The organism is Pleionea sp. CnH1-48, assembly GCF_024124665.1.
Lineage (GTDB): Bacteria > Pseudomonadota > Gammaproteobacteria > Enterobacterales > Kangiellaceae > JAMXSB01.
On record NZ_JAMXSB010000005.1, the window covers coordinates 211,542 to 236,438 of the forward strand.

The following is a 24,897-nucleotide window of genomic DNA, read 5'->3' on the forward strand; positions in this document are numbered from 1 at the left end:
AGCTCAATGACTCGAACATTTAATAACTGGATACTGGTAAGCCTGACATTCGCTTTCTGTTTTGCTTGGGCAGAAACACCGAATCCACAATCTAAAGGTTATCTACAATCTGGCTCAGGTACGTTTAATTACATTCGCTCAAATGCTGGTGACCAAAAAGTTATTCCGATTCATTATTATCGACCTAATAACTTTAACGCCGACAGCAGAGTTATTATGGTGATCCCAGGCGCAGGCCGCAATGCATGGAGTTATCGCGATGCCTGGATAGAGGCATCAGAGCGTTACAACTTACTAGTACTCTCGCCACACTATTCAGAGCAAGACTTCCCTCGGTTCTGGAGCTACAACCTGGCGGGAATGATCACCGATGTCACTATCGATCGAAAGAAAATGGCAATCTCTCATTTTAAGCTGGTCAACCAAGCCGTCAGCTGGCTCTACCAAGACTTTGATGCCATCTTTCATCAGGTAAAACAGAAAGTCTCCTTATCTGCTACCCACTACGACATGTTTGGTCACTCTGCAGGCGGGCAAATTTTACATAGAATGGCACTGTTTCATCCCAACAATAAAGCGCATCGAATTTTGGCCTCTAATTCTGGCTGGTATACCACAGCGAATTTCTCTCAGGCTTTTCCTTATGGATTAAAAAACGCCCCTTTGTCTGAGTCCGACTTACCCTTAATACTCAAACAAAAACTGATCTTGTTTTTAGGTGAAAAAGACAACGCAAACGAAACTCGAGGCCACCTGGTACATAATGTAATGCTCGATCAACAAGGCACTCATCGACTGGCTCGAGGAAAACACTTCTTTAAGAAAGCGAAACAATTAGCGCAAAAGAAGTCTCTTAAGCATCAATGGAAAATTCATATAGTGCCCAACGTTGGACATGACTATCGAAAAATGAGTGCAGCAGCGGCTAACTATTTGTATGGGAGTGAAACCGACCGACTTTAATTTTTGCGTTAAGGCTCATCCCATGTAAACTTGCTGTATCAGAGATTTGTTTATGGAATGAAAAGTCGATTCAATGGTTACATTGAACTTTGTTAACCTGATTCAAGCAGGCACTATTACAGTCGGAATATTAGGCGCTTTACTGCTTTGGCGAACTCTAGAGTTTAGGGGAGTCGCTCTGCTCCTGGCAGTAACGGCGGCGGCTGCTGGCATTAATATTCTTGAAGAATCAGGAATAACCCGTGATCTGTATTTAATCAGTCCAGTTTTTATTATGTTGTTTGGACCGGCATTTTTTCTTGCCACGCTATTTATCGTCGAGAAAAAGCTTGATTCGAAACAATGGCTTCACTTAGCTCCAGTGCTTCCAATGCTACTCATCACATCTTACCCTCATGTTGTGATTGCCCTGGGCACAGTATGGCGACTGATTTATGCATTTCTAACGGTATCACTACTAGTTAGATATAAGCGCTCATTGGACGAAGAACGCTCTGATTCGGATGAGTACTCATTAAACTGGTTGATGTGGACCATTGCTGTAACGGCGGTATTTAATCTTTTAGATCTTTTGCGCCTTAATCTCCAGCCACTGCTACCCTATGAGCTAAATATTCTGGGTCAGGGCATCAATAATATCATTTGGCTTGTTGCTGCAATGTTGATAATTACTAAGTTAATAGCTCTAGGAAAACTGCCTGAACCTAAACAATCGACTCAGGATGCAGCAGCCCCCAATCAACCAACCACCGATAACTACCAATCTCTTTTCACAGAACTTGATCACTTAATAACTACGAACAAATGGTATTGCCGACCTCGCCTTACACTTAGCGAACTCAGTGAACTGACAGGTCTGCAAACCCGAGACATCTCACGCGCTATCAATCTAGTCACCCAACAATCCTTCAATCAGTACATCAATCAATATAGAATCGACTTTGTCTGTGATCTACTAAAAAGATCCCCAGAGCAACCGCTTACTGATGTCTATACAGAAGCAGGGTTTAGCTCTAAAGCCTCTTTTAACAAAGTATTCAAACAAAGCCTTGGTGTGACACCGACAGAGTACAAATCGCAGAAATAGGCGTAAAATCAAGATTGTAGACTTCCAACTACATGATCCTGGACGACGATAAAGCGTTTTTTCGTTAACTTTTTTGAACACTGATTCATGGAGTTAACTATGCGATTATTGATAACGCTTTTGATGGCTTTTGCCATCACCAGTCATGCCAGCCAATTGAAACATCAACAAAACGACAACAGTTTTATCTTAAACAACGTTAATGTAGTCGATGTTGAAAACCATAAGATCCACCCATCAAGAACACTCATTGTTAAGAATGGAAAAATAGATAATATCCTTGATAGCGGTTCTCCTATCAACCTTACTGACTTACCCATCATTGAAGGGAAGAACGGCTATATCACACCAGGCCTGATTGATATGCATGTACACATGTACGAAAAAGCGGCCTATACATTAGCACTGAATCACGGAGTGACTCATGTCAGAATTATGAATGGTCTTCCCTCTCATCTGGCATGGCGACATCAAGTTGAGTCAGGTTCCTTGATTGGCAGTAGCTCAACAGTGAGCAGCCCGATTATCTCTGGTTTTGACAAAGCTTATCTGCACCATACCGTGCATACTGCCGAAGAGGCTCGCGATGCCGTCAGACAATACCAATCCAAAGGCTACGATCTCATTAAGGCTTACGGAAATCTAAATAAAGCAGCTCTGTCAGCCCTGATAAAGGAAAGCCGGAAGGTCGGTATACCCGTAGCCAAGCATGGTCCTCACGGCTCAGGCGACATGCCTTTCTCTCAACTATCCAGTCTTCAGTCTTTTGAACATGTAGAAGATATTTATCAAGGACCTCTGAATTACAACTTTGATCTCAAAAGGTTACAAAAAGTCATTCCAGAGCTTAAAGCGACAGGTGTTCCTGTGACACCAACGCTGAATATTTTTTATCAACTGACAAAGCTAAGTCAGGAGAAAGAAAAATATCTGGCAAAAACATCTTCTGAATATACATCCGACATCATAGCGCTCGAGACCTCGAACAATCAGCTTAAACGTTGGCTTACCGCATCCGATAATATGGCTGCCCACAATCAAAAAACCTTAAACTTCTTGCTTGTGATTACTAAGGCTCTGCATGATGCAGAGGTTCCTTTACTGATAGGTTCTGATTCGGGGGTTTTGCTTTCGCCTCATGGCTTGGCGCTACACAACGAGATGCGTTTATTTCAAAAAGCTGGGCTCAGTACCTTTGATGTTTTAGCAGCAGCGACCATCAATGCAGCAAAAGCACTAAAACTGGACAAGAAGATAGGCAAAGTATCGCCTCAATATAATGCAGACTTCATTTATTCTTCCTCCAACCCCATTAACAACCTATCTGTATTAAAAGAGCCTGAAGCGGTAGTAAAAAATGGCTATTGGCACTCGAGGCAAGCACTCAATATTATGCGTGATAAAGCCATTGAGTCGAGAAGCCTTTGGGAAGAGTTACATACTTTATTTGATGGATTATAAAGCGGAAAATGAAAAGTCGCTCATTGGCGATATTGAAAGCAAGGATCGGAGCCGCTAAACATGGCGACTCCTTTTGTTACCTATGACAAACTACCCATCACTCAATATTCTGGATCTGCTCACGCATCTGTTCGATCAATACTTTGATCTCTACCGACGCGGCGGTGGTCTGTTTGCTAATAGATTTAGAGCCAAGAGTATTCGCCTCACGATTCAACTCTTGCATCAAGAAGTCCAAGCGACGACCAATGGTTCCGCCTTCTTTGACCAGACGTCCAACTTCTTCTACATGAGTATTAAGACGATCCAGTTCTTCTTGAACGTCGACTTTCTGAGCAATCATGACCATTTCTTGCTCGAGTCGTTCTGGATCTAACTCGACCTTAGCATCTTCAAAACGAGTGCTGATGCGTTCACGCTGCCACTGCAAGATTTCGGGCATCATGCCAGTCACAATTTCGACTTGCTGAGAAATACCCACCAGGCGTTCATTGATAATCTCGACCAGACTCTCGCCTTCTCTTCCGCGCATATCAATCAGGCTAGAGATGGCTTCATCAAACGCTTTGAGCAGTTGTGACTCCATTTCTTTGGTATCCAGCTCGGTAGTCTGAAGCAAACCTGGCCAACGCATTAAATCAGTGATAGACAGCTCTTGAGTGACACCACCAAGGGTCTGGAGCTGCTGATGAGCAGAAAACAGCTGCTTGGCCATGACTTCATTAACGCTCATTGTCTCTGATTGGGTTGGGCTGTACTCAATACGTAACGAACAGTCTAACTTGCCACGCTGCAATCGCTTGCGCAGCTTATCACGCAGAGCGAATTCCATACTGCGAAAAGCCTCAGGCAAACGGAAATTAGTTTCGAGAAAGCGCTGGTTTACTGAGCGGATTTCCCAATGGGCATTACCCCAGTCAGATTTTAACGACTGGCGTGCAAAGGCGGTCATACTTCGAATCATAGAATTATCGTTTCTTTAGCAGCAAATATTGATTAGAGACCCATTGTAGCGGCAATCGTTCCCGCTTCCCAGTCACTTAACCAACATACCTGAGTACTTGGCATGGAATGTTGACCACTTTAGATATCTCATAATGTCTTATCAATATCCCATCATGCTCTATAGAAACCGTGTCTGCCTCTATAACCTTGTTCGGCATTCCACTATAATGTGTGCCAGATAACTACCGTTCTCAGGAGAATTTCATGCGCCCCAGCGGAAGAACCCCCAACCAGCTGCGTCCCGTTAGCTTCACTCGTCACTTTACGAAACATGCAGAAGGCTCAGTATTGGTTGAAATGGGAGAAACCCGAGTATTATGTAACGCCTCGGTGGTCGAAGGCGTTCCTCGTTTTTTGAAAGGCAAAGACCAAGGCTGGCTAACCGCAGAATACGGCATGCTGCCTCGTGCGACTCATACGCGCAGCGACCGCGAAGCCGCGCGCGGAAAACAAAGTGGCCGCACTCAGGAAATTCAGCGATTAATTGGCCGCTCTTTACGCGCGGCTGTTGATCTGAATATGCTCGGCGAGCACACCATCCATATCGATTGCGATGTATTACAAGCGGATGGCGGCACTCGTTGTGCGTCGATTACTGGTGCCTGTGTTGCTGTGGTTGATGCGATAAACCACCTACGCAAAAAAGGTCAGCTCAAAGTGAATCCATTGAAACACATGATCGCTGCAGTCTCTGTAGGTGTTTATAACGGTGAGCCGGTATTAGACTTAGACTATGCCGAAGACTCTAGTGCCGAAACCGACATGAACGTGATTATGACAGACGCTGGTGGCTTTATCGAAGTACAAGGCACGGCTGAGGGCGAACCTTTTTCTGGCGAAGAGTTTGATGCCATGCTTGCGTTAGCACGCTCTGGTATTAGAGAGCTTATTGACGAACAAAAAAAGGCACTTGATCAGCCTTAATGGCAACACAATGCTCTTCTAATCAAAGAGGAGCATTGTATTTACTAACGATTACTTCGCATTAGCAATAGAGACACTGTAATCAGAGTTCCAACTGACAAAGTCATCAATCTTCATTGGCTTACCAATTAAATATCCTTGTGCTAAATCGCAACCTTCTCCAATCAGAATACTTCTTTGTCTTTCTGTTTCAACACCTTCTGCAAGTACAACCAGTCCCAGAGAATGTCCTAGATTAACCACCGCTCGAGCGATAGATGCGCTATCAGAATCCGTATCGATATCCGACACAAAGCTGCGATCAATTTTGACCTTATCAATCGGGAAGCGCTTTAGATAGCTTAGTGAAGAGTAGCCCGTTCCAAAATCATCAATGGATAATTTAAACCCGGCTGAGTGCAATTCATGCATGGTTTTAATCGCTTGCGATACATCATCCATCACGGCAGTTTCGGTGATCTCACATTCGAAGTTGGTAGGCGACAAGCCAAACTCCTCAATAATTTCGAGGGTCGATTCAACAAGCTTTTCATGCCTAAATTGAATGGGGGAAAAGTTGATAGCAATGCGAATATCCTCACATCCAACCTGCTTTAAAGTGTGAACATGTTGGCACGCCTTACGAATAACAATTTTACCAATATCGAAAATTAGCCCACTTTGTTCAGCAACGGGAATAAATTCATCAGGAGAAATCATCCCCCGCTCAGAATGGAACCAACGTAACAGAGCTTCAGCCGCAATCAGCTCACCACTTTGTATATCAACAATGGGTTGAAGAACGACGTCAAAGCTTTCTTTCTCCATAGCGTCAGTAAGATCCGCCAAGGTTTGATTACGTCGTTGCAAGTCGTTATTCATTTCTTTAGCAAAGAAGCACCAAGTGTTACGCCCTTCTGCTTTCGCCTGATACATGGCCATATCGGCATTGCGTAATAACACTTCTTTAACATCACCGTCATCAGGAAAGATGGTAATACCAATGCTGGCACCCACTTGTAAATCATGCTTATCAACATGAAACGGTTGTCTCAAACTTTCTACGATTTGGCGCGCTAAGGCAATAACAGCATCCAACGAGTCAAAACCAACCTGAATAAAAGCAAATTCATCGCCACCGAGCCGAGCAATAACATCAAGATTACCTGTCAGCCGAGACACACGATCAGCCACCCGAATAAGCAACTTATCGCCGACTTCATGCCCCAGTGAATCGTTAATAAACTTGAAATTATCTAAATCGATAAACATTAAGGCGAGTTGACCACGAGCATTTTGCGTATAAGCCATCGCTTGTTGCAGACGATCTTTAAACAGTGTGCGATTAGGCAACCCAGTCAAGGCGTCATGCAAAGCCATATAACGCAATCGCCGCTCAGCTTCTTTGCGCAAAGTGACATCACGAACAAAACAGGTAAATTGTTGTTCATTCTCGGCACGCCAGGAAGCTATAGAGAATTCAATAGGAAAACTGCTATTGTCTTTTCGTTGAGCATTTAATGCTAAAACCTGTTCCGCTAACATGGAATCTTTGCCCGACAGGTATCGCTCTATTTTTTGGTAATCATTGCCCGAGCCGTAAGAAGAAAACAAATCCAACAATCCCATCGCTTTTAACTCGTCACGTTCGTATTGAAAAAGATTAATCGTCGCAGGATTAAAGTCTACGATGCTTCCATTGCAATCGACGGTGATGATGGCATCCGGAGCCGTTCGAATAACGGAACGATAACGTTGCTCTGAAGACTGCAAAGCCACCTGAGCCAAGTGGTGCTCATTGATTTCTTTTTCCAGTTCTTTATGGCTTTTTTGTAACTTGACGGTCCTTAAGTTAAAGCCAGAGGTTAATAAAGCAAACTCATCATTAACATTTCGTCCTGGAGTTAACAATGAAAATTCATCGTCGCTATGCTTCAACTGATAAACCAACTGGTCAAGAGGCTTGATCAAATTATTTCTCAATAATAAAAAACCAACACTAATAGCTACTAACAAAATAACGATAAAAATGGCTAATACGTTTTGAGACACTTCTTTTGCACTTTCAATCACATTTCGCTCTGGCACAACAACCGCTATTTTCCAATAGGTTTTGGGCATAAGAAATATCGAAACTACAACAGGCTCTTTGAGCAAAGGATCATTTTCGATAGCAAACGATGAAATGTTATTGCTCACCGAATCAATGGGCATAGGATCCCTTAACACCGCAGCTAACAAAAGAGATTCATCTTCACTGATTTGATAACTGCCATCAGCAATAAGTTTTGCCAATTGGCGGTCGTTATTGCCAGCCTTTGCAGACATATCAATAATGTCTTGATTCATTCGATTCAGGATGTCTACATAAGGGGAAAATGAAGGATGGGTACGAGCTAACTCAGCGATGGTAATAAATTCTTCGGATGTACTGCCATCGGCTTGAATGGATGAGTTCTTGACTTTATCGGGCTGAGGAAAAGACAAAAAGCGATTATTGCGATCCAATGCAAAAGCATATCCTCCAATAGGCTTCATCGATGCTGCCAGCGCTCCTCGAAGCCCACTTAAACGGATATCGACCGTTGCCGTTCCCACCACTTCCTTTTGCTCAAACATGGTCACCGTGCAAGTTACCATGGGCTCAAAAGAATAAGGGTCCATATAAGACTTGGACCAATAACACTTTCCTTCTTCATTATAAAGACCAGGGACGTACCACTCTTCGTTGTGATAACCGTTGCCTTCGATATGATTATAATCGTCAAAAAACTTTAAGCTGCCATCGGGCTCTCGTCCCCAAAAAAAACTTCGTCTCGCTACTCCAGGAGTAAAAACACCCGGCTCAGGCCAAATCCCGCCACCTGCAATAAAAGCCTCTTTGCCATACATATCCATAATGTGGGGGACGACTTTATGATAGGTATCTTCGTCCTTTGGCAATATTTCACCCAAATTAGCCAAAGCCCTGGCTAATGTGTGTGCCACAGTCACCTCTCGCTCAATTCCGGCGACAATGTACGCACCTGTCTCTTGAATAAGTTCCTTATTTTTTTCTACCAACACATTGCGCGCAATAAACTGAACCACAATAAACGCTGCAATGGCTGCCAACAAAAGAACCATTCCAAAACTGGAAATAAAATGAAACTGGATACTGTTATACCAACGAACGGACGAATCATTCACATCGGCATTTTCGGCTGTCAAAGCCCAACTCCTGAATTACTTTAGATGGGTGGTCAACTCAAGCTAACCTTTGAACTCTAGATAGACATAGTATTACCAGTTCTCAATGATCTGTTTGCCACCTTGCACACCTAAGGCAATGGCCCCTCAGCATAATCTAAGGATAAAAAACAATAACAATCAATGGCTTGGTCTATCAGAGAGGTTAATGTTGTTCGACAAGTATTAAACACACTAAAAGCCCATCAAACCTAATGTTAAGATAGTTAACGAGTTAGGCTTTTTCAAATATGACAATCTCTTATAAGTATTTTTTAAGTTCTCAGGCGTTAATAGTTATCAGTATCAACTCTAAGGCTTGTTATAAGGAAGAAAAAGCTCGAAGCGCGCACCACCGTCTGGGCTTTCGGCACAACGAATACGTCCCTGATGCTTATCGATAATACGCTTTACTATCGCAAGCCCAAGTCCCACACCACCGGAGTCTCTCGAACGACTTGGGTCCAATCGCGTAAATGCCTCAAAAATGCGCTCACGCTTGCCTGGTGGAATGCCCATTCCATCATCATCAATAGTGATCACCAGATCATTTTTGTTATCCGTCACCGTTACCACTACGGTACTTTTAGCAAATCGGGCCGCGTTTCGGATCACATTAATAGCAGCCCTGCTGAGTAAGCGCTCATCGGCTTCCATATCGGTGCGAGACTGCGAACAATCCAGCTTAAATTGAGTGCCAGGATAGAGTGAACGCATGCGCTCAAGTAGCGGCTGTATGAGTTTAACGATATCCAACTTTTCGTAGTGCAGTTCGACTTTACCATTAGTCAGTCGTGAGTAATTGAGAATTTCTCTTATTAGCTCTTCCAGTTCATCAATGGATTCATGGAGTTCGGTCAGCAGTTTTTGACTTTTATCAGACAAATCACTGCTCAACAGCTCAAGTGCGAAACTAAAGCGAGCGATAGGACTGCGCAGTTCATGAGCAACAGCATGCATCAAGTCTCTTTGCTCCTCGATGATTTGCTGATTTTGATACTCCAACTCTCTGATGTAGCTACCAAATTGTCCAATCCGTTTGCCAACTCCACGTAACTCGGTAGCCGTCGCCAACTCAAACTCCGACACTCTGCCGCCCTGTAGAATTTCATCTGCAGCGCGTTCTAATAGCGCTGCTTTCTTACTGAAAAATAGATAAAACAGTACAAAAATCGCTGAATTAACCAGCAAAAACAAGCCGATGTACTCGGGCTGCTCTGTGGTCGATATTTCAAACATATCTTGAATAGGCCCTATGGCAATGGCTTTTTTGTCGGTGACTTTAATATATGCGGTAGGACCATATTCAGCGTTGTAGTCAATGGTGCCGTTAACAACCATCAGCTCTCCAACAACAGCCGAGTTAATTCCAGGCTCGTCGAGAGCTTGCCAGTGAATGGGCAAATCAACTTCTTGGCTCCATTGATTGAGATGCTCTTCTTCGACCACATCCAGCTTGTTTACTTTCGATTGAATGTCATCCGACAGCTGACTGAGTCGCTCAACGACAGAATTAAAATGCGACTCACCCAGATGAGGGATGTAATAGTTATCGTAGACATACAACAGGATGTAATTAGACAGCGTAATGGTCAAAAATAGTTGAACGAAAAAAGCCCGCATAGTGCATTCCAAAATAATTTTTTTATTACATAATCAGCGACTTAAAATATAAGACATCTACCTGAATTTATTCATTAATCAATAGATATCCTTGCCCACGAATGGTCTTGATCCACGAAGGAGAGCGAGGATCATCTCCCAGCTTTTTGCGCAACCTGGAGATTCGAATATCAATGTTGCGATCCAGTCCATCATATTCCAATCGAAAAATCTTCTGGTGCAACTCTTCTCGCGGCACAATAGCGCCTTTATGTTCGGCCAGTAACCACAGCAAGTTAAATTCTGCAGCAGTAAGCTCAACATGCTGGTCGTTGACGCACACTTCTCGTTTTGCCGCATTGATCATGATGGGGCCCGCTTGTATCAGGTGCTCAGCGCCCTCAATCCCCTTCTCTGTTTCGAGGAGATCCTGACGTCGCAGCAAAGCTCTTATATGAGCCAGCAAGACTCTAGGTTTAATGGGTTTACCAAGATAGCCATCGGCACCCGTTTCGAGGCCAGCAACCTCGTCGATATCATCATTAAGAGCTGTCAGCATAAGAATGGGACCAGTATACTGCTCGCGCACGGTACGACACACCGTTAGTCCATCAACACCGGGAAGCATAATATCTAGCACGATCAGCTTAGGAGGATTTGACAATATTTCGTCTATTGCTGCCTGGCCATTATCAATATGCTTCACTGAGAACCCATTGATGGTAAGAAACTCTGTGACTAAGCGCGCCAATTTAACATCATCCTCTACTAACAAGATCGACTGGGAAGCCGTTACTTCATCGAGGTTTTCTTTTCCGTTATCCATGTAGCCCTTCTAAATATTCATAGTGATTGACAAAATACCGTGTCATTTCACAACAGTATGGCTTTATTATGACTACAAATGAAAGAGTCTCCATAGAAATTACGTTAAGGTTGTGTAGCCTTTTGTAACAGCAGCTGCTAGCCTGCTTATTCAAACCAGCCACTCCCTATGGCTATTTCTCATCCTTGAACAACGAAAATCTCATTACAAAATAACTCTACCTGCCATCCCCTGGCTATCACTACCCATCCCATTTTTCGACCACTCCTTTGTGTCTACTACTCCTTATCTCATCAATATCCATAAGGCCTTCCATAGTTTGAGCTCCTACTCCTAAGCCACTTCACTCCTTTGCAAACGCTTTCCTTCCTTAGCGAACCCCAGCATCAATGCTTGTTTCCTATCCTTGGGCATGTTCATCCTGCACTCATTCCATGATGAGTCTTTTCTCCATTAAGCGGCCAACAAAGACGCTGTCTAAATGCCTAAATCCAGGGCATTTTCTTTTAAGACCTCATCTCTGCGAACAAGATTAATAATAAGATATTGAGCGACAGATTTTGTCGCCACAAAGCGATTTAGTGAGATTTTTTAAGATGTTAGAAAAGAAGATATGATGAACGAGTGAGTTAGGGAGAAACGCTGGTTCTTACACCCGTATCCAGACACAGAGCGGTTAATGACCCGCCCCATACGCAACCAGTATCCAACGCCTGAAAACGGCGATTGGCAAGCTTACCTTCGAGTGCAGCCCAATGCCCAAAAACAATTTGAATATCTTTAGCTAGATTTAATGGGAGCTCAAACCAGGGCTTGAGCCAACTCGGCTGTAAGCCGACAGGTGATTTCCAGTCCATATCCAGACGTCCATCACCATAACAGAAACGCATGCGAGTTAAGGCGTTAGTAATATAACGTAGCCGTTCAACTCCCTTAAGTGATGGTTTCCAGAGATCTGGCGTATTACCATACATTGCATCAAAAAAGCGCCGACGTTGAGTTTTATTTTGCAGCACTGTTTCGACTTCTTGAGCACAACTTAACAGCTTTTTTAGACTCCAGTGCACAGGAACCCCAGCATGAACCATCAGAGTTTTATATTGCGCGTCATAATAGGCCAGTGGCTGATGTTGCAACCATTGAATCAGGTCCTGATTCTCTGGCAACAGTAGTTGCTCAAAATTATCCTTTCGTTTGATAGATTGAGAGCCCTCTGCCACCGCCAACAAATGTAGGTCGTGGTTTCCTAATACGATTTGAACATTCGCTCGATGTTCATAAAGGTAACGTACCGTATTAAGCGAATCAGGCCCTCTGTTAACCAGATCACCGCACACCCATAGAGTATCTTTTCCCCAACAGAAATTCACAGCGGAGAGCAACTTCAATAATGAACTAAAACACCCTTGAATATCGCCGACAACATAGGTGGCCAAAGTGATCCCTGCCTTAGTGTAGAATGCCTGGTTTGGTTAAACTAAATACAGGAATAGGTGCCAAGAAAGCCTGGCCACCATCCCCTTCCATTTCGTAGTGACCTTCCATGGTACCCAATGGCGTATTAATCATGGCACCACTGGTATATTGATAACTCTGGCCCGCCTCAATATAAGGCTGCTCACCAACGACACCGTCGCCGTTAACTTCTTGCGTCTTGCCATCAGCATCCGTAATCAGCCAGTGGCGACGCAAGAGCTGCGCTCCATGAGCACTGTTATTTTTTATTTCGATCGTATAAGCAAACACATATTGCTCACTTTCAGGCTTTGATTGCTCTTCAAGATATTGACTGTTAACCGTTATCTCAAAACCAGGTTCACTCTGCATAGTATCTCCAGTATTCGCAGAAAAAATGCCACATGCTTCGGGGTAAGCACTTTATAGGTGTTGCCTTATTCTAAATTATCCCCTTGAGTCAGCTAAAAAGTGGCTCATATAACCAGAGCACAACCTCAAGGGTAGAATAATGTCATTTACGTTGTATTTATTGTCTGTGAAAAGTTTTTTTTGAGTAGCAACCAGCCACTCTTTCATTAAAACCTACAGTTTTAACAAATATGTTTGCAATTCACACAAATTGGATCGAATATCCTGACAATAAATCGATTTCGACAATACTAACATTTTTTTAAAAGAGGTTTTATGAGTAAAACAGTTTTAATTACTGGAGCAAGTTCTGGATTTGGCGAAGCTTGTGCTATTCATTTTGCCGCACTCGGTGCGCGCGTGATCCTAAGTGCACGACGCCAGCACCGTCTGGATGAACTACAGCAAAAGCTATCAGAACATACCGAAGTGCATACACTCACTCTCGATGTTAGAAAAAGAGACGAGGTCGCAGCGGCCATTGCCAACCTTCCAGAAGAATGGCAAGCCATCGATGTTCTGGTAAATAATGCAGGATTAGCACTGGGATTAGATGCCGCCCACAACGCTTCGCTGGATGACTGGGATGACATGATTGATACCAACAATAAAGGGCTGGCTTATATGACTCGAGCTGTGCTTCCAGGCATGGTAGAACGCGATCGAGGACATATTATAAATATTGGCTCTATTGCGGGCAGCTACGCTTATCCTGGAGGCAATGCCTACGGCGCAACCAAAGCTTTCGTTGCCCAGTTCTCTCGCAACCTTCGGGCTGATCTGGCAGGCAAGCACATTCGCGTCACCAATATTGAACCAGGGCTCGCCGAAACAGAGTTTTCTGTGGTGCGCTTTCACGGCGATATCGATGCAGCTCAAAACGTTTACAAGAATACATTACCACTGATTGCTGACGATATTGCTCGCTGTGTGACCTGGGCGAGTGAACAGCCAGAGCATGTCAATATTAACAATATCGAAGTCATGCCAACCTGCCAAACCTGGTCAGCACTGAGTGTTTCTAAAGAGTCTAGCTAATACACGAAGCATTACCCTATCCAGGTTTGCTCCAAGGTCTGGGTAACATGCTTTTCAAAGCGCGTTACCTTAGCTCTAAGATCCCTTATAATAAGGTATTGCTGAATCATGCTATGGATAATTACCAGGATCCGCTCCTCAACCGTGATTATCCAGCGCCTCCAATAAAGGTTGTTAATCCTCTGATGAAAATAGAGAAAGGCTTAGTTGTCACCATCGAATACTGCTTAAAAGACGAACAAGGTAAAGTTTGGGAATCGTCCGAAAATAGCGAGCCCTGGGTTTATCTGCATGGTTTTGGTGGCATTATTCCAGGTTTAGAGCCAGAACTGGATGGCAAAGAAGCAGGCGATCAGGTAATCGTGAAATTACAGCCTGAGCAGGCTTACGGTGACTACGAGCAAGAGCGTATTAATCAGGTTCCCAAAGAAATGCTCGATGGAATTAAAAATCTTGAAGTCGGCATGCGTCTTGAGGCAACCACAGATACTGGCGAACCCATAGGTGTTAAAGTGATTGAAATTAAAGACGATTACGTCACTATTGATGCAAACCATCCGCTGGCAGGCCAGACAGTTACCGTAGAAGTAACCGTCACTGAAATTCGCCCTGCACTACCTGATGAGTTAGAACACGGACATCCTCACACTCACGGTAGCTGCCACTAATTTGTGCCAGACATTTAGAGTTATCGAAGTCCATCAGGGACTCGATAGCTCTGCTCTGTTAGCAGATCCAACCCACATTCTAAGTGTTCTATCCAGGTTAAAAACTTCTCAATATTCTCACCTTCAAAATGACTCCCATGTTGTGGAACAATTTTTTTCGGCTTAAGTTTTCTCACCATACCCGCCCAAAGGCGACAGGCTCGATTGCCCGTCATATAGCGGCGATGAAAACCTTCCATTAATGGAATATGCTGCTCAAAATTTCGTACAGGAGCACCAACCTCTTCGGTCATAGACGCTCCCATGTCACCAGAGAACAGTATCCCACTCTTGGTATCATAAAATTGAAAGTTCCCAACGGAGTGCAAGAAATGCGCAGGCAGTACGGCAATATCAGATGCCTGCAAATGAATAACACGACCTTCATCAGGTAAGGGCATCATTCGGCTTTCGCTGTCCATTTCGAGCTGTAAGCGTAAATATTCAGGGATAAGATGCGGTAAAAATCTTGCCCAAAGTCGAGAGCAAACGACCTTGGCTCGAGTTTTCATCATCCACTTTCCCATGGCCGAAATAATGTCTGGATCTTGATGAGAAGCAAAAATGTAGTCGAGGTTAGCAACAGGAACATGTTTTTCGATCTCGATACTTAATGCTGCAAAGGTTAAGTCCCCACCGGGATCGATGATAGCTGACTGCTTGCGGCTTAAAATAAGAAACTGATTTGATTGAATACCATCACCTTTCACCAAATCAGTAAACATCAGGCAACGGTGCTCTCCATCATCATAAAGTGAAATGGCTTTTGACTGCATGGATATGATTCCTCATGTCGAAAAACCCGAACAATGTTGGAATTCGCCATCGATGGAATTGAGCTAGATCAAAGGAATTTAGAAAATCTCAGTTATTCTGTTGTTTGTCAGAAAAGTTCTTGATGCACTCGGATGTTTGCTGTGCAATTAAGGTGTTTTTGTGTGTTTTTTCTTCTTCTGTCGAACTGGCCAACATGTCCTTTACTGCCATCTCGTCAATGCACTGATCGAAGGCTTTTTCTACATCCGATAAACACACTCCATGTTGACGACAAGCATTAGCCAGCCCCTGCTTGTAGGCCTCTTTGTATAGCTCAACAGGATCGGGTTGTTGCTCGCACCCAACGAGCAACCCTACCAAGACCACTGCTAAGCCACAATTGTTCAACCTGCTACACAATGTCATAGTTCACAAACTGACAGGCATGAGGATTTTTTTCATCCGCCGCGCGGCTAACTCGCGCAGTTTCGCGCAAATTCAAATGCTCAAACTCAGGGAAGAAAGCGTCTCCTTCAGTCTCTAAGTCGATAAAAGTAAGATAAAGTCGATCAGCTTGCTCTAAAGTTTGCTGGTAGATATTCCCACCACCGCCAATGATGATCTCTTCGGATTCCTTTAACAGCTCAATAGCCTCTTCAAGGCTACCCACGGTTTCGATCCCTGGCGCGGAATAACTGGTATTACGCGTAATGATGATATTGCGACGGCCAGGCAAAGGTTTACCAATGGAATCAAAGGTTTTACGCCCCATGACGATGGGCTTATTCATGGTGGTTTCTTTAAAGTGCTTCAAATCGGCAGGCAAATGCCAGGGCATCTGATTATTAAGGCCAATCACACGTCCTTTGGCCATAGCTGCAATCAGAGAGATAATGGGTTTTTTAGAAGTCATGCTCTTCAATATCGTCGGTTATTACTTATTATTGAGACTGAGATTATAACAGCGAAGGGACAGGATGCGGCAAAACTAATACCACTGCTTAATAAAGAATAGAAAAGGCTGACAAATCAAAAGCTAAAAAATGAGGCCCTCAAAGGAAGAGAAAACGTCAGTATATTTTACACGGAATAACAATAGGGCTTTTTATATCCTTTAATTTCATACACCTACGCCTCTTGGCACCATACTTGCCTAATCATCTCATAGAAACATTAAAAATGTGATTTAAGGGAGCAGTTCACCATGATAAAGTCGTTATTCAAATCTGCAGTTGCATTTGCAGCTATCGGTTTCTCAGCCGTTGCAATGGCAACACCAGTTTATGAATATAATATTGATAACCCACCTGGCAGTGCTAATGGTGGCGATATTACTAACATCTACACCAACTATGACGCTGATAACAGCCTTTTCCACTGGAGCTCAACTCTGACTCAGACTAACGGTCAGTTTACTGATGGTTTCTGGTTAGTGATTAGTGATGGTCCAAATCCTAAAAGCCAAGGTGGCGAGTATGCCATCATGTGTGGTGATTTAAACACTGGTATTCTTACTATCAACACTTACAACGGTGTTAACGGTAACAACTCTTGCTACGACTCAGCAGGCTTTATTGATTCAACCAGCGCGGGATTCATTTCTGTGTCTGACTCTGGTACTAGCCGTACTTTCTCTTTCACTTTAGACGTTGCAGATATCAACGACTACAACAAAGATCCTGATTGGGACGGTATTTCATTTGCTGAAAACATTGGTGTTTGGTTCCACCCTTCTCGTGGTTCAGTATTTAACTATGACAGCAATAACCAGCTAACAAGCTACAGCTTCGCGGGTCAGGGCTGGTACGACACAAAAGATCGTACAACAACGCCTGTACCAACACCTGCTAGCATCTTGTTATTTGCATTAGGCTTACCTTTGATGCTTCGTCGTCGTCGCTAAGTCATTATTCAATGCATTAAAAAAGGGCCTTTAAGGCCCTTTTTTATTATCTATCAATATAGCACTTGTTTTATATGCATTACTTTTGCACTTCATCGACATACAGCTGATAGAGCTTAGGCTCCATAATAGTATTAACGGGTGAAGCCACTTCTGCTACATCTTTACCAAAAACCATCGCCGCTTGCATGGTCGAGTCATCCAAATATCGTGTCGCCACCTCAAAAGAAAAATCATCAGGTATTATGCCGTTCATACTTGCCAGATTAAATCCCCAAACGCCAAACGATGGAATGGATGCGTGATAACTCAATGTATCATCAAATACAAAATCCAATGTTTCTTCAATACACCAGAAAGTATTACGTGTAAAAAAAGGCGAAGAGCTTTGTGACACTACATATCCTTTGTCATCCATCCGTCGCTTAATCATAGTGTAAAATTCTTTTGAATAGAGCTTATTCAGCGCTTCATTGTGCGGATCTGGCATATCTATAATCACACGATCATAAGCAACGCCAGGCTGATTAATAAAAGTAAAAGCATCTTCATTAAACACCGTTACTTTTTCGCTCTTTAAACTTTCCCCATTCATTTGAGCAAGCACTGCTAGCTCGTTAGCTACACGAGTCATTTCTGGATCAATATCAACCAGATGAATAAGCTCAATATCGTCATACTTCAATAACTCTCGTGCGGCCAATCCGTCACCACCGCCCAAAACTAAGACCTTGCTACGGTTACCCGGTAAGCTCATTAATGGGTGAACTAGTGACTCATGATAGCGATACTCATCTCGTGACGAAAACTGAATATGTCCATCAATATAAAGACGTTGCTCACGGTTCACATTAGAGCGAGTCATAACGATACGTTGGTAGGCTGTCTGTTTATCGTAAATAACTTGATCAAAATACAGATGCTTTTCGGCATAGCTGGTTATCTTGGCTCCCATCACCACAAAAACGATAAGCACGATCAGAGCAGACCAACAAATCGCTTTCATTAATCTGGGCGATTTAAGATAGTCTTTAAAAACATAAACACTCACCAAAGCCGTCAGCATATTAATAATGCCGATAGCAAAAGATGAAGTCACCAATCCAAGCTGTGGCAACAAAATTAGAGGAAAGGCAACAGAACCAATAAGCGCGCCAATATAATCCAGTGATAACACATTTGCTATGGAATCTCTGGTGCTCGAACGCTGCGATAAAATGGTGGTTAAAATTGGAATTTCCATTCCCACCAAAGCACCAATAATAAGAATAAGACTGTACATGACCGTTTCGTAAAGCACTCGTGCAAGTGGAAAGGCCATAAATAACAAAATACTGCAGATACCACCGACCAAAGCAATCGCCACCTCAACTTTAATAAAGTTCTGGATCAACTGATCGCCTAACAATTTGGATAAATAGGAACCCACCCCCATGGCAAACATAAAAAAGCCAATGGTTAACGAAAACTGATAAACACTGTTACCAAGCAAATAACTAGAAACCGTTCCAATAATAAGCTCGTAAGCAATACCGCACAGGGCGACAATTAGAATAGATATAAGAAGAACCGCACTCTGATTATCATTTAAATGAGAATAATCAGACTCAGTGCGCACATTTTCCTGTTGCATGAAAAAGTACCTGATTAGAAAGAACAGTTCCCTTCTCTAGAACAGAGAAGGGATAAAAAATAGAAAATTACTTTCCTGAAGAGTGGCTACCAGAGCCAGAACGAGAGCGAGCACTTTGATAAGCCGAGCGTGAAGTTGCTTGACGCGAGCTCAAAGATTTAGGATTAACACCAGCAGCACGTTGGCGACTTAGCATGCTACCCAAGATAAAACCAGCAAGTAGGCCCGCACCACTAAAGCTATGATCACGCATCGCGCCAGTCGCATCTGTTGCCATTAGGCGATTCTTCTCACTGTCGATTTCTACAGTGAACAAGTCTTCTTCACCAGAATCTTTAACCATGTTCTGATTTGGATCTTGGAAACCAACAAATGCCCCATCTTCTTTTGTCATAATACCAACAGGATCAGCATAGACCTTCGGGTTTGCTTTGTTCATATTTGAAGCTAATTCTTTTACAAAAGCGTCAACAGCCTTGTCGTCTTTAGTGTTCGCTGCGCTGTTTTCGAATGAATACAAAGTATCAGAAGTCACATCCAGAACACGATCAAGATCGGGGCGCTCAACGCTTTGTGTACACCCAACTAAAAAAAGTGTTGCAGCAATCGATGAGGCTATAGCCAATGTATTGAACTTTTTCATTATGTATTTCCCGTTAATTGATAACCAAAATGTAATTCATGAATCCCTACGTCATAATAGTCAGCTAACTGACCAAAGTATTGAAACCCTGCTTCCTGCATAGGCTTATGAATTTCTGGCAAATTGGATGGGAAGGTCAAAAACACACAACGACCGCCTTTATCTTTGACCGCGTTGATGCCAATTTCTAAATCTTCTGCGTCAAAATGTTTTCGCCCTTTCATTTCCCAGCCAAAGCAATAACTACCTGTGGTTTCGGCAATTTCAAAAATATCATTAAACCGAATCGGAGCCGCGACTTCTTCGACATCGCTAGCAACCACATCAGACTGCAAGTTATAGCCCAAAATGATCATTTTTTCACCTTCATCGTAGAAATCAGCTAACTCGACTTCTATTTCGAATCCGATGGATTGATAAAGGTGTAATGCCGCAGCATAAATGGGGCCATCTTCAGGATCACAATAGTCGCTGGTCTTCACAAATATTTTGCGTGCTTCAAGCTCATTCAATACTTGAAGAAGTTTTTGCAGCAACTTGCGACCATAGCCATTACCACAATGTCGTTTATGGACATAAGTCCATGACAACCAACAGGATTTATTACTATGAGGAATCGGTTTAAATCCCGTAACACCAATCACCTGCTGATCCAAGGTTAAAACATAGTGATGTTCAAGGCTTTCTTCATAAGTGGCTTGAGCTTCTTCTGCATCATCCTCATCATGAGAATCGATGAGCTCAATCACAGTCGAAACATCCGTTTCTGCCATTTCCCTAAACTCAATCATGCTTCATATCCATTCTTTATACAGCCACCCCATAGAGCGATGCGCTGATTTATTTTTCAGCACACTATCATTTATCAGTGGCTAATTCAATGACGTTACTTTGACGAATTTCTCCATTTTGAGATGGTTAATTCAAGCACCGCCATCATGCCTCCACCTAGCAGTCCGCCGAGATGTGCAGCATGGGAAGATGGCCCCAGCCAACCAGTAAAACTGACCAGCATATATCCAAGCAAAAGGAGCATCTCGAATTTGCGCAAATGAAATCGGGCTTCAGAGCTCCAGTAGCTATGAATCATCAAATATCCTAAAAGCCAAAAAACCACGCCGGATAACCCACCGAACTTAGGTCCACCAAACCAGTACTGAAATAAGCTGGTCAACATAGCAGCGATCAAAAAAATCACCAACATGCGCCAACGGTGATAGCTTTCTATTGCGCTGCCAAAATCCCACCAGAAATATAAATTCACCGCCAGGTGGGCAAAGGTAAAATGTAAAAACGCAGGCGTTATCATTTTCCACCAGTAAAAAGGCAACAATAATAAATCGCTGTCTGCGGGCATTTTTAACAAGGCAAAATCAACACCCAATAAATGAATGCCAACAAAGGCTGCAATGTTAAGAAAAATAACACTCCAGACCACAGGGTGTGATATTAAGGCTCGAAAGATCCGCTGTAAAAAATCGTTATCCATAATTAATATTAAAAAAGGGCTATATAGCCCTTTTTTAATTCATGTAGTGCGAGTTAAATATACTCAACCTTTTCGATTTCATATTCAACAACACCACCCGGTGCATTCACAGAAACTTCATCACCTTCGTTTTTACCAATGAGAGCTCTGGCAATCGGTGAAGTTACTGATATCTTGTTCAACTTTAAGTCAGCTTCGTCTTCGCCCACAACTTGATAAGTGACTTCTTCATCAGTATCAATGTTAACAATGGTGACTGTCGAGCCAAACACAACTTTGCCATTGTTAGGCATACTTTTTACATCGATTATCTGAGCGTTTCCAAGTTTACCTTCAATTTCTTGAATACGTCCTTCAATAAAGCCTTGTTGCTCACGAGCTGCATGATATTCGGCATTCTCTTTTAAATCACCGTGCTCACGAGCTTCTGCGATGGCCTCAATCACTTTTGGCCGTGCATCTTGCTTTAGTTCGGTTAATTCAACTTTGAGAGCTTCGGCGCCCTCAACTGTCATAGGTACTCGATTCATTACTTATCAATCCTTTTATGTAATTCCTGAACAGACACAACAACATTACGAGTTTGCTGTTTGATCGCCTGAGTTGTCGCTTTCGCGCCTGCAAGTGTTGTTGTATAAGCCACTTTGTGTTGTAGAGCAGAACGACGGATCATAAAGGAGTCTGCAATAGCCTGACTGCCTTCTGTCGTGTTAACGATATAATCGATTTCATCATTCTTGATCATATCCACCAAGTGCGGACGACCTTCGTAAACTTTGTTCACTCGCTGACAAGGAACGCCAGCCGATACCAACGCTCTTGCTGTTCCAGCCGTTGCAATCAACTCGAAACCACAATCAATCAATGCGCGTCCAACTTCTGGTAACTTTTCTTTATCAGCATCACGAACACTGATAATAGCTTTACCGCCAATAGGTGCTGCAGAAGATCCGCCTAACTGAGCTTTATAGAAAGCTTCACCAAAGCTATCACCTACACCCATGGCTTCACCAGTCGACTTCATCTCTGGTCCAAGAATAGGATCAGAACCCGGGAATTTATTGAACGGGAACACAGGCTCTTTTACAGAGTAGAACTCTGGAACAACTTCTTCTAACTCACCCTGCTCTGCCAGAGAAGTACCCGCCATGACTCGCGCGGCAATTTTCGCCAAAGGTTGGCCAGTAGCTTTAGAAACAAAAGGAACCGTTCTTGAGGCACGAGGATTCACTTCGAGAACAAAAATATTGTCGCCTTGAATAGCAAACTGTGTGTTCATCAAACCACGAACACCCAACTCTTTTGCCATCACTTCCACTTGCTTGCGCAATTCATTTTGAATCTCGTCACTTAAGGAGTAAGGAGGTAATGAACAAGCCGAATCACCAGAGTGAACTCCTGCCTGCTCAATGTGTTCCATGATGCCACCGATCAAACAGTTTTCGCCGTCGTAGATACAATCCACATCGACTTCGATAGCGTCATCCAGGAATCGATCCAACAATACTGGCGATTCATTAGAAACACTCACAGCTTCATTCATATAACGACGCAAGTCATCTTCGCTGTATACGATTTCCATCGCACGACCACCTAATACGTAAGATGGGCGAACAACCAATGGGTAGCCAATCTCATCAGCCTGACGTACTCCTTCTTCCAGGTTACGAACAGTACGATTAGGAGGCTGACGTAAGCCTAATTTCTCTAACGAACGTTGGAAGCGCTCACGATCTTCTGAACGATCAATAGCATCTGGAGACGTACCAATAATTTGTACGCCTTCAGCTTCCAGAGCACGAGCCAGTTTCAATGGCGTTTGACCACCATATTGAACGATAACGCCTTTTGGCTTTTCGTTATGAATGATTTCTAATACATCTTCTAAAGTGACTGACTCAAAGTACAGACGATCCGATGTATCGTAATCAGTAGAAACCGTTTCTGGATTACAGTTAACCATAATGGTTTCGTAACCATCTTCACGCATCGCCAACGCAGCGTGAACACAGCAGTAATCAAACTCGATACCTTGACCAATACGGTTAGGGCCACCGCCTAACACCATGACTTTTTCTCGGTCAGAGGGATCAGACTCACACTCTTCTTCATAAGTGGAGTACATATAAGCAGTACTGGTCGAAAACTCTGCTGCACAGGTATCAACACGCTTATAAACAGGATGAAGATTCAGTTCGTTACGTAATTTGCGTACTTCAGTTTCGCTACGGTCGATCAAGGTTGCCAGACGCTCATCCGAGAAACCTTTACGTTTGTAGCGAAGCATAGTGTCACGATCGATGTCAGAGAAAGACAACTTGGCAAACTCTTCTTCGAGTTTAACCAACTCTTCAATTTGAACCAGGAACCAAGGATCAACTTTAGTTAACTGGAATACATCTTCAACAGACATACCTTTACGGAATGCATCAGCCAAATACCAGATTCGCTCAGCGCCAGGAACAATCAGCTTATTACGTAAGGTTTCTTGCCAGTTGTCATCATCTTCTAATAATGGGTCAAAACCACTTTTGCCTACTTCCAGTCCACGCAGTGCTTTTTGCATAGACTCCTGCAGCGTTCGGCCAATCGCCATTACTTCACCCACCGACTTCATCTGAGTGGTAAGCGTTGCATCAGTGTTAGGGAATTTTTCGAAGTTAAAACGAGGGATCTTAGTCACAACGTAATCGATGCTAGGCTCGAATGACGCTGGCGTCTTACCGCTGGTGATATCGTTTTGCAATTCATCCAGAGTGTAGCCAATCGCCAATTTTGCTGCAATTTTAGCAATAGGGAAACCCGTTGCTTTTGAAGCCAATGCTGAGGAACGCGATACTCGAGGATTCATCTCGATAACCACCAAACGGCCATCTTCCGGATTTACCGCAAACTGAACGTTTGAACCACCTGTCTCAACACCAATCTCACGTAATACCGTCATCGATGCATTACGCATGATCTGATATTCTTTGTCCGTTAATGTTTGTGCAGGGGCAACGGTGATAGAGTCACCAGTATGGACACCCATAGGATCGAGATTTTCAATCGAACAAACGATGATGCAGTTGTCGTCTTTATCACGCACAACTTCCATTTCGTATTCTTTCCAACCAATAAGTGATTCGTCAATCAATAGCTCATTAGTCGGGGACAAATCCAAACCACGAGTACAGATTTCTTCAAACTCTTCACGGTTGTAGGCGATACCACCACCGGTTCCGCCCATGGTAAATGAGGGACGAATAATACAAGGGAAGCCAACATGGCTTTGTACTTCATGCGCTTCTTCCATGGTGTGAGCAATGCCCGAGCGAGGCATGTCTAAACCAATTTTGCGCATGGCCTTGGCAAACAAGTCACGATCTTCTGCTTTATCAATCGCTTCTCGTTTTGCGCCAATCATTTCGACGTTATGAATTTCTAGTACACCACGAGACGCAAGGTCCAGCGCACAATTCAATGCCGTTTGCCCACCCATGGTCGGCAACAACACATCGGGTTTTTCTTTTTCAATGATTTTTGCAACTACTTCCCAGTGCAACGGCTCAATGTAAGTCACGTCGGCCATTTCTGGGTCAGTCATGATGGTTGCAGGATTCGAGTTCACAAGAATAACTCGATATCCTTCTTCTTTTAATGCTTTACACGCTTGCGCGCCAGAGTAGTCAAACTCACAGGCCTGTCCAATAATAATAGGACCGGCTCCTAGAATTAAAACGCTTTTAATATCAGTTCGTTTTGGCATTGTGTCGTTTGCTCTTTTTAATTTGAGTGGGTACTCAAC

Annotated in this window: 22 protein-coding genes; 7 read left to right on the plus strand and 15 right to left on the minus strand. The window is 43.3% G+C overall.

The annotated features are described in order from the left end of the window. The first annotated feature begins 6 nt into the window (after positions 1-6). From NH399_RS09765 to NH399_RS09775, 3 genes are all read left to right on the plus strand, one after another. Positions 7-963 carry a hypothetical protein gene (locus NH399_RS09765; RefSeq protein WP_253039619.1) on the plus strand — a complete coding sequence of 319 codons (957 nt, stop codon included), beginning with the start codon at positions 7-9 and terminating at the stop codon, positions 961-963. Between the two features lie 73 nt (positions 964-1,036). Continuing rightward, positions 1,037-2,050, plus strand: coding sequence for an AraC family transcriptional regulator (locus tag NH399_RS09770; protein WP_253039621.1), 1,014 nt, complete (start codon positions 1,037-1,039; stop codon positions 2,048-2,050). Positions 2,051-2,149: 99 nt separating this feature from the next. Then, positions 2,150-3,511, plus strand: a complete 1,362-nt coding sequence (locus tag NH399_RS09775) for an amidohydrolase family protein (protein ID WP_253039631.1) — start codon at positions 2,150-2,152, stop codon at positions 3,509-3,511. Positions 3,512-3,608: 97 nt separating this feature from the next. On the opposite strand, the gene NH399_RS09780 is transcribed toward NH399_RS09775, so the two are convergent. Beyond that, positions 3,609-4,475: a YicC/YloC family endoribonuclease gene (locus tag NH399_RS09780; RefSeq protein ID WP_253039634.1), complete on the minus strand. Its 867-nt coding sequence runs from the start codon at positions 4,473-4,475 to the stop codon at positions 3,609-3,611. Positions 4,476-4,720: 245 nt separating this feature from the next. On the opposite strand from NH399_RS09780, the gene rph reads away from it, so the two are divergent. Continuing rightward, positions 4,721-5,440 carry a ribonuclease PH gene (gene rph, locus NH399_RS09785; protein ID WP_253039643.1) on the plus strand — a complete coding sequence of 240 codons (720 nt, stop codon included), beginning with the start codon at positions 4,721-4,723 and terminating at the stop codon, positions 5,438-5,440. A 51-nt stretch (positions 5,441-5,491) separates the two neighbouring features. On the opposite strand, the gene NH399_RS09790 is transcribed toward rph, so the two are convergent. From NH399_RS09790 to apaG, 5 genes are all read right to left on the minus strand, one after another. After that, positions 5,492-8,629 (minus strand): EAL domain-containing protein, encoded by a 3,138-nt coding sequence (locus tag NH399_RS09790; RefSeq protein ID WP_253039654.1) that lies wholly within the window; start codon positions 8,627-8,629, stop codon positions 5,492-5,494. Between the two features lie 330 nt (positions 8,630-8,959). Further along, on the minus strand, positions 8,960-10,270 hold the full coding sequence (locus NH399_RS09795) for a sensor histidine kinase KdpD (RefSeq protein WP_253039665.1): 1,311 nt from the start codon (positions 10,268-10,270) through the stop codon (positions 8,960-8,962). A gap of 67 nt (positions 10,271-10,337) precedes the next feature. Next, positions 10,338-11,075 carry a response regulator transcription factor gene (locus NH399_RS09800; protein ID WP_253039667.1) on the minus strand — a complete coding sequence of 246 codons (738 nt, stop codon included), beginning with the start codon at positions 11,073-11,075 and terminating at the stop codon, positions 10,338-10,340. A 629-nt stretch (positions 11,076-11,704) separates the two neighbouring features. After that, positions 11,705-12,511 carry a symmetrical bis(5'-nucleosyl)-tetraphosphatase gene (locus NH399_RS09805; protein WP_253039668.1) on the minus strand — a complete coding sequence of 269 codons (807 nt, stop codon included), beginning with the start codon at positions 12,509-12,511 and terminating at the stop codon, positions 11,705-11,707. 13 nt (positions 12,512-12,524) lie between these two features. Beyond that, on the minus strand, positions 12,525-12,902 hold the full coding sequence (gene apaG, locus NH399_RS09810) for a Co2+/Mg2+ efflux protein ApaG (RefSeq protein WP_253039678.1): 378 nt from the start codon (positions 12,900-12,902) through the stop codon (positions 12,525-12,527). 315 nt (positions 12,903-13,217) lie between these two features. Here apaG and NH399_RS09815 point away from each other — a divergent pair, with 315 nt between their 5' ends. Together NH399_RS09815 and NH399_RS09820 are read left to right on the plus strand one after the other, a co-directional pair. Then, complete coding sequence (locus NH399_RS09815) at positions 13,218-13,979, plus strand: SDR family oxidoreductase (RefSeq protein ID WP_253039680.1); 762 nt, start codon at positions 13,218-13,220, stop codon at positions 13,977-13,979. A gap of 113 nt (positions 13,980-14,092) precedes the next feature. Beyond that, positions 14,093-14,647, plus strand: coding sequence for a peptidylprolyl isomerase (locus NH399_RS09820; protein ID WP_253039682.1), 555 nt, complete (start codon positions 14,093-14,095; stop codon positions 14,645-14,647). Positions 14,648-14,667: 20 nt separating this feature from the next. Here NH399_RS09820 and NH399_RS09825 read toward each other — a convergent pair whose 3' ends face one another. The 3 genes from NH399_RS09825 to folA form a co-directional block, all read right to left on the minus strand. Continuing rightward, on the minus strand, positions 14,668-15,462 hold the full coding sequence (locus NH399_RS09825) for an MBL fold metallo-hydrolase (RefSeq protein ID WP_253039692.1): 795 nt from the start codon (positions 15,460-15,462) through the stop codon (positions 14,668-14,670). An 88-nt stretch (positions 15,463-15,550) separates the two neighbouring features. After that, the gene (locus NH399_RS09830) at positions 15,551-15,823 is read right to left on the minus strand and encodes a hypothetical protein (protein WP_253039694.1); all 273 of its coding nucleotides are present in this window, start codon (positions 15,821-15,823) and stop codon (positions 15,551-15,553) included. Positions 15,824-15,854: 31 nt separating this feature from the next. Beyond that, positions 15,855-16,355, minus strand: a complete 501-nt coding sequence (gene folA / locus NH399_RS09835) for a type 3 dihydrofolate reductase (protein ID WP_253039696.1) — start codon at positions 16,353-16,355, stop codon at positions 15,855-15,857. 291 nt (positions 16,356-16,646) lie between these two features. On the opposite strand from folA, the gene NH399_RS09840 reads away from it, so the two are divergent. Beyond that, positions 16,647-17,345 carry a PEP-CTERM sorting domain-containing protein gene (locus NH399_RS09840; RefSeq protein ID WP_253039698.1) on the plus strand — a complete coding sequence of 233 codons (699 nt, stop codon included), beginning with the start codon at positions 16,647-16,649 and terminating at the stop codon, positions 17,343-17,345. A 79-nt stretch (positions 17,346-17,424) separates the two neighbouring features. On the opposite strand, the gene NH399_RS09845 is transcribed toward NH399_RS09840, so the two are convergent. From NH399_RS09845 to carB, 6 genes are all read right to left on the minus strand, one after another. Further along, positions 17,425-18,978, minus strand: coding sequence for a polyamine aminopropyltransferase (locus NH399_RS09845; protein WP_253039700.1), 1,554 nt, complete (start codon positions 18,976-18,978; stop codon positions 17,425-17,427). Positions 18,979-19,045: 67 nt separating this feature from the next. Next, positions 19,046-19,621 (minus strand): hypothetical protein, encoded by a 576-nt coding sequence (locus NH399_RS09850; RefSeq protein ID WP_253039702.1) that lies wholly within the window; start codon positions 19,619-19,621, stop codon positions 19,046-19,048. Further along, positions 19,621-20,412: a GNAT family N-acetyltransferase gene (locus NH399_RS09855; protein ID WP_253039704.1), complete on the minus strand. Its 792-nt coding sequence runs from the start codon at positions 20,410-20,412 to the stop codon at positions 19,621-19,623. The genes NH399_RS09850 and NH399_RS09855 overlap by 1 nt, the downstream gene beginning before the upstream one ends. 95 nt (positions 20,413-20,507) lie before the next feature. Further along, the gene (locus NH399_RS09860) at positions 20,508-21,110 is read right to left on the minus strand and encodes a rhomboid family intramembrane serine protease (protein ID WP_253039715.1); all 603 of its coding nucleotides are present in this window, start codon (positions 21,108-21,110) and stop codon (positions 20,508-20,510) included. A 53-nt stretch (positions 21,111-21,163) separates the two neighbouring features. After that, positions 21,164-21,640: a transcription elongation factor GreA gene (gene greA / locus NH399_RS09865; RefSeq protein ID WP_253039717.1), complete on the minus strand. Its 477-nt coding sequence runs from the start codon at positions 21,638-21,640 to the stop codon at positions 21,164-21,166. Next, entirely contained in the window at positions 21,640-24,858 is a 3,219-nt protein-coding gene (carB, locus tag NH399_RS09870) for a carbamoyl-phosphate synthase large subunit (protein ID WP_253039727.1), read from the minus strand. Before carB ends, greA begins: the two co-directional genes overlap by 1 nt. Positions 24,859-24,897: the final 39 nt, after the last annotated feature.

Excerpts from the sequence above, each read along its gene's own strand:
- NH399_RS09765 (WP_253039619.1), top strand. The coding sequence starts at position 7 with ATGACTCGAACATTTAATAACTGGATACTGGTAAGCCTGACATTCGCT.
- NH399_RS09770 (WP_253039621.1), top strand. The coding sequence starts at position 1,037 with ATGGTTACATTGAACTTTGTTAACCTGATTCAAGCAGGCACTATTACA.
- NH399_RS09775 (WP_253039631.1), top strand. The coding sequence starts at position 2,150 with ATGCGATTATTGATAACGCTTTTGATGGCTTTTGCCATCACCAGTCAT.
- NH399_RS09780 (WP_253039634.1), bottom strand. The coding sequence starts at position 4,475 with ATGATTCGAAGTATGACCGCCTTTGCACGCCAGTCGTTAAAATCTGAC.
- rph (WP_253039643.1), top strand. The coding sequence starts at position 4,721 with ATGCGCCCCAGCGGAAGAACCCCCAACCAGCTGCGTCCCGTTAGCTTC.
- NH399_RS09795 (WP_253039665.1), bottom strand. The coding sequence starts at position 10,270 with ATGCGGGCTTTTTTCGTTCAACTATTTTTGACCATTACGCTGTCTAAT.
- NH399_RS09800 (WP_253039667.1), bottom strand. The coding sequence starts at position 11,075 with ATGGATAACGGAAAAGAAAACCTCGATGAAGTAACGGCTTCCCAGTCG.
- apaG (WP_253039678.1), bottom strand. The coding sequence starts at position 12,902 with ATGCAGAGTGAACCTGGTTTTGAGATAACGGTTAACAGTCAATATCTT.
- NH399_RS09815 (WP_253039680.1), top strand. The coding sequence starts at position 13,218 with ATGAGTAAAACAGTTTTAATTACTGGAGCAAGTTCTGGATTTGGCGAA.
- NH399_RS09820 (WP_253039682.1), top strand. The coding sequence starts at position 14,093 with ATGGATAATTACCAGGATCCGCTCCTCAACCGTGATTATCCAGCGCCT.
- NH399_RS09825 (WP_253039692.1), bottom strand. The coding sequence starts at position 15,462 with ATGCAGTCAAAAGCCATTTCACTTTATGATGATGGAGAGCACCGTTGC.
- folA (WP_253039696.1), bottom strand. The coding sequence starts at position 16,355 with ATGACTTCTAAAAAACCCATTATCTCTCTGATTGCAGCTATGGCCAAA.
- NH399_RS09840 (WP_253039698.1), top strand. The coding sequence starts at position 16,647 with ATGATAAAGTCGTTATTCAAATCTGCAGTTGCATTTGCAGCTATCGGT.
- NH399_RS09845 (WP_253039700.1), bottom strand. The coding sequence starts at position 18,978 with ATGCAACAGGAAAATGTGCGCACTGAGTCTGATTATTCTCATTTAAAT.
- NH399_RS09850 (WP_253039702.1), bottom strand. The coding sequence starts at position 19,621 with ATGAAAAAGTTCAATACATTGGCTATAGCCTCATCGATTGCTGCAACA.
- NH399_RS09855 (WP_253039704.1), bottom strand. The coding sequence starts at position 20,412 with ATGATTGAGTTTAGGGAAATGGCAGAAACGGATGTTTCGACTGTGATT.
- NH399_RS09860 (WP_253039715.1), bottom strand. The coding sequence starts at position 21,110 with ATGGATAACGATTTTTTACAGCGGATCTTTCGAGCCTTAATATCACAC.
- greA (WP_253039717.1), bottom strand. The coding sequence starts at position 21,640 with ATGAATCGAGTACCTATGACAGTTGAGGGCGCCGAAGCTCTCAAAGTT.
- carB (WP_253039727.1), bottom strand. The coding sequence starts at position 24,858 with ATGCCAAAACGAACTGATATTAAAAGCGTTTTAATTCTAGGAGCCGGT.